This window comes from Salinibacterium sp. NG22 (assembly GCF_015864925.1).
Taxonomy (GTDB): Bacteria; Actinomycetota; Actinomycetes; order Actinomycetales; family Microbacteriaceae; genus Rhodoglobus.
In genome coordinates, this window is record NZ_JADYWG010000001.1 from 1,651,273 (window position 1) to 1,664,581 (window position 13,309).

Sequence of the window (13,309 nt, forward strand, 5' to 3'; positions counted from 1 at the left end):
GAGTCTGGTCGAAGTTCTTGAGTCCGTCAACGGAGGAGGGAAAGTTGAACGGCCCACGCCCCCCTGCCGAGCGCGAACCGATCGTTCGCCTCCTCGGAACCCACGGCATTCCTGCCGCCTACGGTGGCTTTGAAACTGCCGCCGAGAACGTCGCCATTTTTCTGCGTGACCACGGCTGGCGCCCTGTTGTCTACTGCCAAGTTCCGGGCACCGGCGCCATCACGACAGACCTGTGGCACGGCATCGAACGGGTGCTGATTCCGGAACAACGCGAAGGATGGTTGGGCACCGCACGCTTCGACCTCACCTCGATCCGGCATGCGATTCGACACCCGGATATCTGCCTCACCTTTGGGTACAACACGGCCGTGTTCAACATCCTGCAGCGCCTCAAGCGCATCCCGAATGTCATCAACATGGATGGCATCGAGTGGTCTCGTTCGCGCTGGGGCAAGGGTCGGCAGGCAATTCTGTGGATAAACGAACGGATCGCGTGTTGGGTGGGCAATCGACTCATCGCCGATCATCCGGTCATCGAAACTTATCTGGCCACACGCGCTCGACGCTCGAAACTCGTCACGATCACGTACGGCGCCCACGCTGTCGAAGCCGCTGACACTCTGCCGGTAACCAGTCGCGGCCTCACGCCAGGCCGCTATCTCACGCTCATTTGCCGCCCGATTCCCGAAAACACGATTCTCGAACTTGTCACCGCGTTTTCCCGAGAACGCCGCGATCACCAGTTGGCGATCTTCGGCACCTACGACGACAGCGATCCCTATGCGCGGGCGGTGCGCGAAGCCGCCAGCGATGAGGTGCTGTTCGTCGGCCCGATTTACGAACCCGATGAGGTGTCTTCGTTGAGATTCCATTCCGTTGGCTACCTGCACGGCCACACCGTTGGTGGCACCAACCCTTCTCTCGTGGAAGCAATGGCCGCCGGCAACGCGGTGATCGCCCACGACAATCCCTACAACCGCTGGGTAGCCGGTGACGGTGCGCTCTATTTTTCGGGCGTGGATGACGCAGCCGCCCACATCACGACGCTGCTCTCGTCGCCCGATCGCCGGGCTTCGCTCGCGGCCGCCAGCCGCGCCAGGCATGCCGCCGAGTTCACGTGGGAGCGCGTCGCGGGGCAATACGCGGAGCTCCTCGCCGAGCAGCTCCCCGCTGGCACGGCTCCCGTCTCGGCTCCGCGCTCGACCCCGTCGCCGCGACCCGGAGCGAACGCATGATCCGCGTGGGAGTGGTTGGCCTAGGCAAAATGGGGCTCTCGCACTTGTCGATGATTCGCGCGCATCCGGACGTCTCGGTGGAGGCGGTTGTCGATTCGGCTGGCTACATTCTCGGGGTGCTCTCAAAGTACACGGGCCTAAAGACCTTCACCGATTTCGAGAAGATGCTCGACAGCGTTGAACTCGATGCGGTGCTCATCGCGACCCCGACCCGCTTTCATGCGGCGATGGTGCGCACGGCTCTCGACCGCGGGCTTCACGTGTTTTGCGAGAAGCCCCTCACGCTCACCGCCGCCGAATCCGCCGAGCTTGCGGGAGTGGCAGCCGTCCGTGGCCTCGTCACACAAGTCGGTTATCACAACCGTTTCGTCGGCACCTTCCGCGAGGCTAAGCGACTGTTGGAGGCAGGCGCGATCGGCCGGGTCACCCACCTGCAGGCCGAGTCGTATGGCCCGGTCGTGCTCAAGGCGAAGGGCACGACGTGGCGCAGCAAGCGCACCGAGGGCGGCGGCTGTCTCTATGACTATGCCGCGCATCCGCTCGACCTCGCGACGTGGTTTGTCGGCAACGCGACAGGCGTCGGCGGCACCATTCTGGGCAGCGTCTTTTCAGAGAACACCGAAGACGAGGTGTACAGCACGATCTACTTTCCCGACGGAGTCAGTGGTCAGCTGTCGGTGAACTGGTCGGATGAGTCGTACCGCAAGATGACCACCCGGGTGAGCATCTTCGGCACTCAGGGCAAGATCATTGCCGACCGCCAAGAGATTCAGGTCTACCTGCGCAGCACCGCCCCCGAGCTCGAGGGCTACGAACCCGGCTGGACGATCAAGTCGACCACCGAGCTCACCGATGAGGTGTGGTTCTACCTCCGCGGCGAGGAATACAGCGCTCAACTCGATCACTTCGTGCAGCGCATCGGTGACCCCTCGCTGCCCGCCACCAACGACTTCGCGAGTGCTGCCATCACCGACCGCATCATCGAACGGCTGACAGCGGATGCCGCTGCCGGGCCCGCCACGACCACCCTCGTCGGCGAGACCACGGCTTCGACCGCGCCCAAAGCCCGCCGCGGAAGCCTTCTAGGGAGACGCTCATGAGCACCACCGCCCCGCGCACCGCCGACTCGGGCGGCCCGCTCAGCACTCCCGGTTCGTCGAAACTCGACCCGGTGCTGTTTGGCGATAACCAGTTCTTTGGCATCAACCATCGCTCCGAGGAGAAAGCGCGCGAGCAGGCCATGCGCTTTCAGGATCTGGATGCGATCATGGCGGTCATCGACGATGCCTACGCCAGCGGCATCCGCACTCTCATGTGCACAACGCACGACCGCATTGCCGATGTTGTGGAGCGGGTGCGCGCTGACCCTGAGCGCTACGACGGGTTCTCGTTTTTCCCCTGCATGCCCTATGCGCACAAGTACGCCGACGCGGTCACCGAGAACGGAATCCTGGGGGCCCTCAATCGCTTCATGCCCGACGAAGGCATGCTCAACGCAATGATGCGCGGCGGCCGTTCGCTGGCCAAGAAAGACATCGAGGGCATCATCACCCTGCTCGTGGATGCCGAGATGGCCGGCTTCGCTGGCGTGCGCACCCCGGTGGTCTGGTTGCAGAACGTCGTCGTCGATCTGCTGCTGGGGCTCGGCTTTACCGATGCCTTTGCGATCTTCGCGAATCACGTGCGCACCCGCTACGGCGCCGAGCCCGGCTTCATCACGATGAACCTGCCGATGCTGCTCGATCACCTCGATCAGGCCGGCATCGAGAATCCGCTCGTGTGTTCCAACATCAACAAGATCGGGTTCCGGATGTCGGGTGGCGTCGAGGCGTATCAGGATGCGCTGGCGAAGCGGCCGTTCCGTGCTGTCGCGATGTCGGTGTTTGCGTCGGGAGCGATCCCCCCGCGAGAGGCACTGGAGTGGATCTATGCGCAGCCCGGAATCGAATCAATCGTGTTCGGAGCATCCAGTCGCTCTCACATCGAAAGCACCGTTGCGCTCGTGCGCGAGTTCGAGAACTAGCTCGCGTCGATAGCGCGCAGCTGCCGAAACCAGCGCCCAAGCACAGCGAGCAGAATGAGCGCGTTGGCGAGAAACAGCAGCCCGTAGAACACTACGAAGCCGTCAATCCAGCCAAAGAGCACAAAGCTGAGGCAGAGCACGGCGTAGTCAGTGGGGATCGCGACAATCGTCTGCAGCCAACCGCCGCCACCGCTGGGCTTGGCGTAGCTGCGCCCGCGCTCGGCGGAGGCTATGCGGCGCAACTGATCGGTGAGAATCATCGCGAAGAAGAACACCGACGACACCACGATGAAGCCGAGCGGAATCAGCAAGATGCTGTCGGGCCATCCAGTGTCGAAACGGTACAGCGAGATCAGGATGACACCGTGAAAAATCACGATCTTGAACGCGTCGACAACGTGGTCGAGCCACTCTCCCGCTTTCGTACCGCCGCCACGCAAGCGCGCCAGTTGGCCGTCAGCAGAGTCGAGGGCGTATCCGAGCAGCAGCAGGAATGCCACGAGGATGCCGAGCCACCAGCTCGGCTGCACGGTGGCCACGAGCACAAGCGCGATCGCCGTCATGAGCGCGCTGAGGCCGGTGACCTGATTGGGCGTGCGCCCGGCGAGATAGGCCGCGGCGGCGAGCAGGCGGCCAAGGCGGCGGTTGATCCACCGCGAATACGGCGGAGCACCTCGCCCAGGCTTTTGAGCGGACGCGAGCGAGCGGACAATCGCACCGAATGTTTCCGGCACTTCTGGGCGTTCCCCTGTGGCGGTCATGTTTCACCATAGCCCCAGGCTCCGGGCTGGGTCGAGGGTTCTCCCCGGTGGGCAGCGAAACCACCGGGTCTAGCATGGGGGTCATGCGCGTTCTCTTTGACGGGTTCTGGTGGGTTCGAGGTCCGGCCTCGAACCGTCAAGTGCTGCGCGAGTTCGTGTGGGCCTGGCTGCGCGAGTTCCCCGCTGACGAGGTCACCGTGGCGGTGCCCCGAGCATCCATCGATACTGCGCGTTCAGAGCTGCCCGCGAGCGCGGACGTTGTCGGCACCCGCCTCCGACCTCAGGGCGTCAGTGCGATCGTCGAGCTGCCCTTCATCGCGAAACGACTGCACGCGGATGTCACCATCACCCACAATTTCACGCCAGCATTCGGGCGGTCGGCGGTCTTCATCCACGACTACATGTTTCTCACATCGCCCGAGTGGTTCACGCTCAAGGAACGTGCGTACTTTGCGCTAATGCCCTTGAGTTCTCGGCGGGCGACATGGCTGTTCACATCGTCGGCAACGGAGGCCGCGCGCATCAGTCGTCTGAGCCAGGGTCGCCCCGTCACGCCCATTGGGCTGGCCGTGGGGCGCGGGCTCACGGAGTCCGCTCCACGAAAGCCGCCGGGGCTCGACGACCTAGCAGGCGATTTTCTGCTCTGTGTTGGCCGACTCAATGCCCGCAAGAATCTGGCGAACACCATCGAGGCAGCCCTCGCCTCAGGTCGCGCCACCGAGCGCACTCCGCTCGTGATCGTCGGCGAACCGCAAGGGCGCAGCGCTGAGCTGCCGGCTGCGGTAAACGCCGCCGCGGAGCGCGGCGCCATCCGATTTCTCGGCTTCATCGACGACGACGAATTGGCATGGCTCTACGCCCACACGGCGCTGCTGCTCTTTCTCACTCGTGACGAAGGCTTCGGGCTTCCCGTCATCGAGGCGCTCTCGTTCGGCGCACCGGTTGTCGTGAGCGACATCGTTGTCTTTCACGAACTAGCCGGAGCGCAGGCGACATTCGCCGACCCTGATGATGTGGCGGCTATCGCTGCGGCAATCCGTTCGGCGCCCGCGCGCGAGCATCCGTCCACGGACGGCGTGACGCTAGCCTCGGATGCCGCTCCACAGTCAGCAGAAAGCACCCGCTATTCCTGGGCTGCCAGCGTTCGCGCCCTCCGCGCGCGCATCGTCGACGACCCACACCGGGCCTCACTCTAACCGCTCCATTTCGAACAGAGCTACTCCTCTTAATGGAGGCGCGCGCGCACGGCCTTCCCGACGCGGCTTCATTCCTCTTAATGGGGTGGCCTTTGTGGCTCATGATCGGGCGCCCGCCGCTGACTGCGCAGTCCGCTTCGCGTGAGCTGGTGGACTTGCCGTGCGGCGGTGATGAGTGAGTGTCGGAGGGCGCCGAGGCCTCCCGAGCGTGCCATCGGTTCCGTTCACGACAGCTCCTCTCATGTCGGCCTGCACGGGTACACGAAAATCCCACTTCTCGTGGCGCATATCAGCGACGGGTTTTGCCCTCACCGATCTCCCGATGACAACGGTGAGGGCGTCTGGGGGGAGACATGCTGGTTGAGGTGAATAGCGGTGCGCGCACATCGTCAGTAGGCTCCGACCGGCTTGACGAGCACTTTGAAGGTGCGCCACATGATGACAAGATCACCGACGACGGACCAGTTCTCGACGTAGTAGAGGTCGAGGCGCATGCTGTCTTCCCAGTTCAGGTCGGAGCGGCCGTTGATCTGCCACATTCCGGTCAGGCCTGGCTTGATGTAGAGGCGACGGTTTACTTTGCCCTTATAGGCGCGCACTTCGCTGGGTAGGGGCGGTCGGGGGCCGACAAGGCTCATGTCCCCCTTGAGTACGTTCCAGATCTGCGGCAGTTCGTCGAGAGAGTACTTGCGGATGAAGCGTCCCACTCTGGTCACCCGGGGGTCGTTCTTCAGCTTGAAGAGCACACCGGAGCCCTCGTTCTCCGTTTGCAGTTCGGCCAACTTGGCGTCGGCATCCGAGACCATGGAACGGAATTTGAACATGCGGAATGTCTCGAGATCTCGACCTACCCGCACTTGGCTGTAAAACGCGCCACCCGGGCTTTCGGCACGGATGACGAGCGCCAGAAGCAGAAACAGCGGCGCCAGCACGATGAGGGCAATCGCAGAGACCGCAATGTCGAGCCCTCGCTTCACTACATGCTTGCCACCATCAAACTGCGGAATTTCTACGTGGATGAGCGGCAGACCTTCCACTGGCCGAAAGTGGATGCGGGGTCCAGCCACATTGGCAAGGCACGAAGCCAAGATCAGCTCAGCCGCGGTGCCTTCCAATCTCCAGGCGAGATTGCGGATGAAGTCATTGCCAAAGCCGTGATCGCCGGCGACGATCACGGCGTCAGCCCCGAGATCCGCTGCGGCCTCCACTACCTCTTCGGGCGTGAAGCTGTAGGGGTGGGGAGCGCCAGCGGTCCTGGGGGCGCTGATTTCTGGGTCGGTGAGAACCCCGACAAGTTTGAACGCAGTGCTCAGGTTTCCCTTAATGCGGGACACCACGTAATCGATCTCGGAGCGAGTGCCCACCACCACCACGCGCGAGAGCGCGTGCCCGTACCGACGCTGCGTCGTGAGCCACCGACGCCACGCCCACCTACTGACGAGCAGGCCAACGACGCCCAACGCCATAGTCACCACAGTGGCTTTGCCGGGGAAGCCGACCTCAATCACCAACACTGTGACCGACAGCAGCCCGAACGCGGTCATGCATGCCGTGATTACGCGCTTATATTCATTGGGACCAGAACCGATGATGCGCCAATCCCGGGTGTGAAATGCCTCAAGCACCAGAATCCACACGAGCGCAATCGCGCCCAACCCCAGCCACACGATTGGCGGCAACTCTGAGATGAAACCGGGGGTGCTATCGACGACCGCCCGGGTAAATACCGCTGCGATCATCGTGACGACAATGATGGCGGCATCCGAAATGAGCAGTCGCGTTTGGTAGGCACGAGCCCACGCCACCCCAGAGTCAGGGTGGGGATTGCTCGGAGCATGGGGTTCGAATTCAACGCCATCGACCAGTCGAAGTCGTGCACGTTCGTTGTCGCTGGGCTCTGCTTCAGGAAACTTTCGGAGCTGACTCATCGGTCAACTCCCGATCTGGCACGCCTGAATTTCCGGGCGTTGCACAGAAAGTTGGTGCAGCTGCTGGGCGGATGACAGGGGAGATTCGATCATGGCTTGCATCGGGATCACGACATTTCGGGTGTCGGCATAGAGGGGACGCTAATAGGAGCGCTGCGGGGGCGCGCTGCGGGATGGCGTGCCAATCGGCACGCACTGCGGGGGCGGGTTGGTTAAACTGCTCTGATCGTTCTGACCCCCCAAAGGGGGTAGTGGTGAAGATACTCCCCCTCCCCGTGGGTGCGTACCCCCATTTTGGGGGGTACGCGGCGTGTCGGCTAGGTGACACGACCGTTTTCGCCCGCCAAATCCAGCGGAACTACAGGGATGCAGCCCCACTTCAGAGTTGTGCTCGCCGCAAACGCCCCGGGCCAGTACCGCCAAGTGGTCTACCCGCTTGACGGTGTTGAGCACGTGCCCCAGGTGCATCGGCTGGTGTAGCTTTCGAAGTGAACTCAACATTCACCGAGCGGGAGGCCCGAAAACGCATGAGCGGCTTCACGACCGATCCCCTGCGATTCATGGCGTGGTGGGCAAAGCTGCTCTTCTTTGTCACGGCAATAGCGTTGCTTCAACTTTGCTATCTTCTGCTGGATGCCGTCGGAGCATCATCGGCCGTCTCACTCTTGTTCGGCGTCGCTTTCACGTCGCTTGCGTTCGTAGTGGCGGTGCGCACCTTTCGCGGCCGCGCCGAGCCCATCACTCCTCCTCGGCCCTGGTGGCGCGCGACTGCGCGCCCCACCGCCGGGTTCGTTCTCGGAGCGCTCGAGATTTGGGTTGCCGGTTACGGAATATGGCTTCTCGTCACTGAGCCCGCAGTGGGAATGATCGCTTGGGTAGCGCACATTCTCTCTCTGCTGCAGTTCATGCTCACCGCTGGTTACTTCATCAACTCCTCGGTGCGACTGCGCGCCCTCCCTCCCGAACGCAAGCCCGAGCCCTCCGGACTCGTGCCACCACGACGCTCCCTCGGCGCCCGGGAGCTGCGATAACGAGCCCGCACCCCAATAGAGGCACAAGCGCCCACTAATGCTCAGTTTTCCTAGCGATTGACCGCGCTCAACCGCTAGCGTGACAGTGTCCTGTACCGCGCAGGAATTGCGAGGGAGCTGACGGGTACGTGAAAGATCTGCAGTCTCAAGAGAACGTGTCGTGATGGATGCAACGCTCCCGATCGTTCTCGATGAGAACGGTGACCTTTCGATGTTTCTCACCATCGAAGCTGCCTGTCTTGCCGTTGAAGCGATCGACGTTGTCAACGAAGAGTACGAGGGGTTTGATGCACTCGGCCGCACGCTGACCATCACCGCCCACGGAGAACGCGTCTCGATCGAAGTGGACGTCAGCGGTGAGTCGAAACCATCCGAACTCGCGCAGCGTCTGCGCACCTACCTGAACGACGACGGGGTGAGGCAACGCGGAATAGAAATTTCGGCCGATGCAACACTGCCGGAACTCGTGAACGCCCTAATGAGGTACCAGTATGGCGTCGGCGGACCGGCGGGTTACGGGACCCAGAACCTGCGCGGCCTAAAAACCCGAGTGGGGTGGGAGCGTCATGGTGGGCGGGGCGTGCTTCGCATTTCAGCGACGTGGCTTCCGTGGAACCGCCATCAGGGTCGCGGCCGAATCGAGTTGATCCCTAACGGACCGGAGCTGCCGAAGTGACCACGAACATTGCCGCACCCGTTGCCGAGAAGGTGGCCGAGCGGATTGCCGCCCGCTTTCCGACAATTGAGGTCGTCGTGCATCCGCAATTTCTCAACACATTTACGGCGACGGTTGACTTCACTCCGCCCACGCCCGACGCTGTCGACATCTCTGTGACCGTGGTTTCTGACGGCGGCTACGTTCTTGAGGCCGGCCCCGATCTCGTCTTCGAAAGCAACACCGAACCCGGCGGCATCGACGCCCAGGTGGCCGAGATTGCGGAGCAGATTGAAACCTTCGGGCAGCTCGGAGTGGTGAAACTCCAGACGCGCCCGTATCTCGGCTTCCTCTCCCCCACGCTGCTCGGAGCGCCCGGCGCCGAGCCCGAGCTCGACAAGTGGATGGCGCGCCGCACCTCTCGCGTGATCCGCACGTGGAAAGCGTGGGTGTGATGCTTAAAGCTCGACGGATGCCACTCGTGCCCGGAACAAGCGCGCGGCGCCTTCATCGACGCGCGGTTCAATTCATCACAGTGTGCGTTGCTCTCTCCGCCGTCGGGCTCACTCTGACTGTCGTCGGCACGCAAGGCGTTCCCGTTGCGTATCCCGTCGGAGTCACGCTTGCAATAGTGAGTGGACTCGCTCTCGGGTGGATGCAGCTTTACGGCTATAACCGAGTAGAGGCCCGAGGGAAGCTAGAAGCTGGTGCGGGCTACAACACGATCAGCAGCCGACGGTACGAACTCCCGCTCGTGCACGATGAGACCGGCGTGATCCTGCGGCGCCCCCGCCCCCGCGCCTACGACGCGACGGACGCGGCGACCCCCGCCCAGTAGCTCCCTGCCGGGAACGAGAACTCGGCGACCGACGACTCGTGCATTTGGGCCGAGTAGCCCGGAGCCATCGGCACCCGGTAGGCGCCGTTCTCGACGATGCAGGGGTCAACGAAGTGTTCGTGCAGGTGGTCGACGAACTCGGTTACCCGGTTCTCGAGCGTGCCTGACACGGCGACGTAGTCAAAGATCGAGAGGTGCTGCACAAGCTCGCAGAGGCCAACGCCACCAGCGTGCGGGCAGACCGGAACGCCAAACTTCTTGGCCATCAAGTACACGGCAATGATCTCGTTCGGGCCGGCAAGGCGGGCAGAGTCGAGCTGGCAGAAGTCGATGGCTTCGGCCTGGAACATCTGCTTGAAGAGCACACGGTTCATGCCGTGCTCTCCCGTGGCGACACCGATCGGGGCGACGGCCTTGCGGATTGCTGCGTGGCCGAGCACGTCATCCGGGCTCGTCGGCTCTTCGATCCAGAGCGGGTCGAATTCGGCGAGGGCCTTCACCCAGTCGATAGCCTCGTTGACGTCCCACACCTGGTTGGCGTCGATCATGAGCTTCGCGTCGGCACCGATCACTTCGCGGGCGATACCGCAGCGACGGATGTCCTCGTCGAGGTTCGCGCCGACCTTCAGTTTGATGTGGCGGTAGCCAGCATCCACGGCCTCCTGGCAGAGACGGCGAAGCTTCTCGTCGGAGTAACCCAACCAGCCGGCACTCGTCGTGTAGCAGGGGTAGCCCGACTCGGTGAGCGCGACAATGCGCTGCTCTTTGGTAGGAGCGAGTTCGTGCAGCATCGCGATCGCTTCCTCTTTAGTGAGGGCGTCGGTGAGGTACTGAAAGTCGGCGGTGTCGACGAGTTGCTCGGGAGTCATATCGGCAAGCAAACGCCACAGCGGCTTACCCGCGCGACGCGCAGCAAGATCCCAGACGGCGTTCATCACGGCGGCCATCGCCAAGTGCTCGACACCCTTTTCTGGTCCAAGCCAGCGCAGTTGCGAATCAGACTTCAGCTCGCGGTAAATGCCGCCGAGGTCACCGACAATCTCATCGACATCCCGGCCAACAAGCGGTGCAGCCCGCTGTTCAGCAGTGAGCGCACAGATGTCATTGCCTCGACCAATAGTGAAGGTGAAGCCGTAGCCCGCGACGCCCTCTTCGTCGGTGCGGAGTACAACATAGGCGGCCGAGTAGTCGCCATCTTTGTTCATGGCGTCTGAGCCATCGGCGGTGAGCGACGTCGGAAAACGCACGTCATAGACGTCGACGCTGGTGATGGCGGTCATCGTGAAAGGTGCTCCTTGATCAGAACCAAAATCGAATTAGTCGGTGTGGAAAACTTCGGGGAGCTTTTTCCACCACTCGCCCTCGGCGCGGTCATCCACGGGTCGCTGAAGGGGCTCCTGAATCGCCCACCAGCGTTGCGTCTCAGGGTCGGCCGCGATGGCCGCCATGTCAGCGTCATAATCGTCGCCGGTGTACTCGAAGTATGAAAACAGCAGATCGCCGTGCCGGTAGATCGAATAGTTGTGGATGTTGCTGGAAGCGAGACGGTCGAGAATCGTCGGCCACACGGCGGCATGGTACCGCTCGTACTCCTCGCGGCTCTCGGGCGGAAGACCGATCACCTGAGCTACTCGTTTCACAGTTTTCCCTCTTCCCACAGCGTCGTTCGATGCTTGATCAAACGTTATACCTAGGGGCGGTCATGTGCAAGCATTGCGAGGACCACCCGGCCAGCGCAACGAAATTGGCCGTCAGCTAACGAGCGCTAGAAGCCGATTCTGGCGCTATCGATCGAATAGAAGTCCGCAGCAGTGCGCCCAAGAATCGCTTCTCGGTCGGCAGCATCCACACCTTCAAGAAGCGCAGAAACTCCGGCCCACACACGCCGGTACCCGCCGGCCAATATGGAGATCGGCCAGTCTCCGCCATACATCAACCGTGACGGCCCAAAGACTTCGAGTGCGCGCTCGTAGAACGGGCGCACGCTGTCGGCCGTCCACGCGGCAAGATCACCGCTCGCGGAATACAAACCGCTCACCTTCGCGAACACGTTGGGGTTCTCGGCCGCCTCTGCGATCGCAGTCCACCACGGCTCGCGCTCATCAAGGTCGATGGGCGGCTTGCCCAAATGGTCAACAACCATTTTGAGTTCCGGATGCCGCCGCGACAGTTCGGGCAACAGGGCGAGAAGCTCGGGCGACTCAGCGACCACATCAAAGGTCAGCCCTGCTTTTTCAAGCACCGTGAGCCCCTCGTCGACGTTGGGCCGCAGCAACCACTCGGGGTCAGGTTGGTTGTGCACGAGGCAGCGCACTCCCACCATGCGAGTGTCGTCTTTCCAGGATTCAACAATGCGTGCTGCCTGCTCCGGCCGCTCGAGTGGCACGTATCCCACAATCGCTGCCACTTCATTGTGGGCGGCGGCGGACTCCATCATCAACCGGGTGTCATCCGAATTGTCGGCAGACTGCACTTGCACCGTGTAGTCAATCCCGGCAGTGCGCAACTCAGGAAGAAGGTCGGCGAGGGTCATCTTCTTGTTGATCGGCTCGAGCGAATCGCCCATCCAGTCGTAGTGCGCACGGTTGGGGTCCCACACATGCTGGTGGGCGTCGATGATGGGAAATGTCACGGCAATTCGCTCCCTGTCGTCGTCAGTTCTAGAGCGCGGCGATCAAGCCGGCGTCTTCAAGGTCAGCCCACAGCCCCTCGGGCATGGTGGCCGCGTAGCGATCGATGTTCGACTGCGTTTGTGCGCCGCCACGGGCTCCCACAACAACGGAGACGACCGCCGGATGCCGCAGCACGTAAGCAATAGCCGCTTCGGGAAGCGTGACGCCGTGGGCTTCGCACGCGTCGGCGACGCGATTGGCCTGCTCAAGAATCGCCGGCGGAACGGGACCGTAGTCGAAGGTCGCATCAGGGCTTGGACGATTGCGACCAAGAAGCCCCGAGTTGTAGACGCCAGCAACGACGACGCCGACGCGGCGTTCGAGAGCAAGAGGCATCAAATCGGCGAGCGCGCTGTCATCGATAAGAGTGAAACGACCGGCACACATGACAAGGTCGATATCGGCGCGACGAATGAGTTCGGCGAGGGGCTCGGCGTAGTTCATGCCGGCACCGACAGCCTTCACCATCCCCTGCTCTCGCAGTTCGATAAGGGCGCCGATTCCCTCGGTTGATGCCTGTTCGAAGTGATTCTCGGCGTCGTGGAGGTAGAGCACATCGAAATGGTCGAGTCCGGTGCGGGCGAGCGAGGATTCAACCGAGCGCAGGATGCCATCGCGACTGAAATCCCACTGCCGCTTGATGCTGGCCGGCACGGCGTAGCCTTCGTCATCCATCTGGGTTTCGCCGCCGGGATTGTCGACCAGCAGCTTTCCTACCTTGCTTGAAATCACATATTCGTCGCGCGGATGGGCGCGGAGTTGTTCGCCAAGGCGGCGCTCAGACAGGCCAAGCCCGTAGTGCGGCGCTGTGTCGAAATAGCGCACGCCGGCATTCCACGCTGCAGCGACGCCCTCCTTCACTTCGACGCCAGTGGTTTCGCGGTATAGGTTGCCGAGCTGGGCGGCACCGAGGCCAATCTCGGTCAGTTCAAGTCCACGCTGAGTTGATCTGGTTTTCACTGTTGGCTCC

General features: G+C 62.4%; 14 protein-coding genes. 8 read left to right on the forward strand and 6 right to left on the reverse strand.

Translation table 11 applies throughout. From position 1 onward, the window contains the following. Positions 1-44 precede the first annotated feature (44 nt). The 3 genes from I6E81_RS08015 to I6E81_RS08025 are packed head-to-tail and all read left to right on the forward strand — an operon-like array spanning position 45 to position 3,258. On the forward strand, positions 45-1,235 hold the full coding sequence (locus tag I6E81_RS08015; protein WP_197106804.1) for a DUF1972 domain-containing protein: 1,191 nt from the start codon (positions 45-47) through the stop codon (positions 1,233-1,235). Beyond that, positions 1,232-2,335: a Gfo/Idh/MocA family protein gene (locus I6E81_RS08020; protein WP_197106805.1), complete on the forward strand. Its 1,104-nt coding sequence runs from the start codon at positions 1,232-1,234 to the stop codon at positions 2,333-2,335. Before I6E81_RS08015 ends, I6E81_RS08020 begins: the two co-directional genes overlap by 4 nt. Continuing rightward, positions 2,332-3,258, forward strand: coding sequence for a hypothetical protein (locus I6E81_RS08025; RefSeq protein WP_231603893.1), 927 nt, complete (start codon positions 2,332-2,334; stop codon positions 3,256-3,258). The genes I6E81_RS08020 and I6E81_RS08025 overlap by 4 nt, the downstream gene beginning before the upstream one ends. On the opposite strand, the gene I6E81_RS08030 is transcribed toward I6E81_RS08025, so the two are convergent. Beyond that, positions 3,255-4,019, reverse strand: a complete 765-nt coding sequence (locus I6E81_RS08030) for a CDP-alcohol phosphatidyltransferase family protein (protein WP_197106806.1) — start codon at positions 4,017-4,019, stop codon at positions 3,255-3,257. The two genes, I6E81_RS08025 and I6E81_RS08030, sit on opposite strands and share 4 nt — an antisense overlap. 83 nt (positions 4,020-4,102) lie before the next feature. Between I6E81_RS08030 and I6E81_RS08035 the strand changes: the two genes are divergently transcribed. Beyond that, positions 4,103-5,215 carry a glycosyltransferase family 1 protein gene (locus tag I6E81_RS08035; RefSeq protein WP_197106807.1) on the forward strand — a complete coding sequence of 371 codons (1,113 nt, stop codon included), beginning with the start codon at positions 4,103-4,105 and terminating at the stop codon, positions 5,213-5,215. A gap of 389 nt (positions 5,216-5,604) precedes the next feature. Here the strand turns inward: I6E81_RS08035 and I6E81_RS08040 are convergent, their stop codons facing one another. Next, positions 5,605-7,143: a sugar transferase gene (locus I6E81_RS08040; protein ID WP_197106808.1), complete on the reverse strand. Its 1,539-nt coding sequence runs from the start codon at positions 7,141-7,143 to the stop codon at positions 5,605-5,607. Between the two features lie 488 nt (positions 7,144-7,631). Between I6E81_RS08040 and I6E81_RS08045 the strand changes: the two genes are divergently transcribed. From I6E81_RS08045 to I6E81_RS08060, 4 genes are all read left to right on the forward strand, one after another. Then, entirely contained in the window at positions 7,632-8,174 is a 543-nt protein-coding gene (locus tag I6E81_RS08045) for a hypothetical protein (RefSeq protein ID WP_197106809.1), read from the forward strand. 163 nt (positions 8,175-8,337) lie between these two features. Continuing rightward, positions 8,338-8,850 (forward strand): hypothetical protein, encoded by a 513-nt coding sequence (locus I6E81_RS08050; protein ID WP_197106810.1) that lies wholly within the window; start codon positions 8,338-8,340, stop codon positions 8,848-8,850. Continuing rightward, entirely contained in the window at positions 8,847-9,284 is a 438-nt protein-coding gene (locus I6E81_RS08055) for a hypothetical protein (protein WP_197106811.1), read from the forward strand. Before I6E81_RS08050 ends, I6E81_RS08055 begins: the two co-directional genes overlap by 4 nt. Then, entirely contained in the window at positions 9,284-9,667 is a 384-nt protein-coding gene (locus tag I6E81_RS08060) for a hypothetical protein (protein ID WP_197106812.1), read from the forward strand. Before I6E81_RS08055 ends, I6E81_RS08060 begins: the two co-directional genes overlap by 1 nt. Here I6E81_RS08060 and I6E81_RS08065 read toward each other — a convergent pair. From I6E81_RS08065 to I6E81_RS08080, 4 genes are all read right to left on the reverse strand, one after another. Beyond that, positions 9,631-10,947: an L-fuconate dehydratase gene (locus I6E81_RS08065; RefSeq protein WP_197106813.1), complete on the reverse strand. Its 1,317-nt coding sequence runs from the start codon at positions 10,945-10,947 to the stop codon at positions 9,631-9,633. The genes I6E81_RS08060 and I6E81_RS08065 overlap by 37 nt on opposite strands. A 36-nt stretch (positions 10,948-10,983) precedes the next feature. Then, positions 10,984-11,307 (reverse strand): L-rhamnose mutarotase, encoded by a 324-nt coding sequence (locus tag I6E81_RS08070; RefSeq protein ID WP_197106814.1) that lies wholly within the window; start codon positions 11,305-11,307, stop codon positions 10,984-10,986. 125 nt (positions 11,308-11,432) lie between these two features. Further along, entirely contained in the window at positions 11,433-12,299 is an 867-nt protein-coding gene (locus tag I6E81_RS08075; RefSeq protein ID WP_197106815.1) for an amidohydrolase, read from the reverse strand. Positions 12,300-12,327: 28 nt separating this feature from the next. Then, positions 12,328-13,299 (reverse strand): aldo/keto reductase, encoded by a 972-nt coding sequence (locus I6E81_RS08080; RefSeq protein ID WP_197106816.1) that lies wholly within the window; start codon positions 13,297-13,299, stop codon positions 12,328-12,330. Positions 13,300-13,309 lie beyond the last annotated feature (10 nt).

Bases quoted from the DNA above. Each gene is read 5' to 3' on its own strand.
- I6E81_RS08020 (WP_197106805.1), top strand. From the start codon at position 1,232: ATGATCCGCGTGGGAGTGGTTGGCCTAGGCAAAATGGGGCTCTCGCAC.
- I6E81_RS08025 (WP_231603893.1), top strand. From the start codon at position 2,332: ATGAGCACCACCGCCCCGCGCACCGCCGACTCGGGCGGCCCGCTCAGC.
- I6E81_RS08030 (WP_197106806.1), bottom strand. From the start codon at position 4,019: ATGACCGCCACAGGGGAACGCCCAGAAGTGCCGGAAACATTCGGTGCG.
- I6E81_RS08035 (WP_197106807.1), top strand. From the start codon at position 4,103: ATGCGCGTTCTCTTTGACGGGTTCTGGTGGGTTCGAGGTCCGGCCTCG.
- I6E81_RS08040 (WP_197106808.1), bottom strand. From the start codon at position 7,143: ATGAGTCAGCTCCGAAAGTTTCCTGAAGCAGAGCCCAGCGACAACGAA.
- I6E81_RS08050 (WP_197106810.1), top strand. From the start codon at position 8,338: ATGGATGCAACGCTCCCGATCGTTCTCGATGAGAACGGTGACCTTTCG.
- I6E81_RS08060 (WP_197106812.1), top strand. From the start codon at position 9,284: ATGCTTAAAGCTCGACGGATGCCACTCGTGCCCGGAACAAGCGCGCGG.
- I6E81_RS08065 (WP_197106813.1), bottom strand. From the start codon at position 10,947: ATGACCGCCATCACCAGCGTCGACGTCTATGACGTGCGTTTTCCGACG.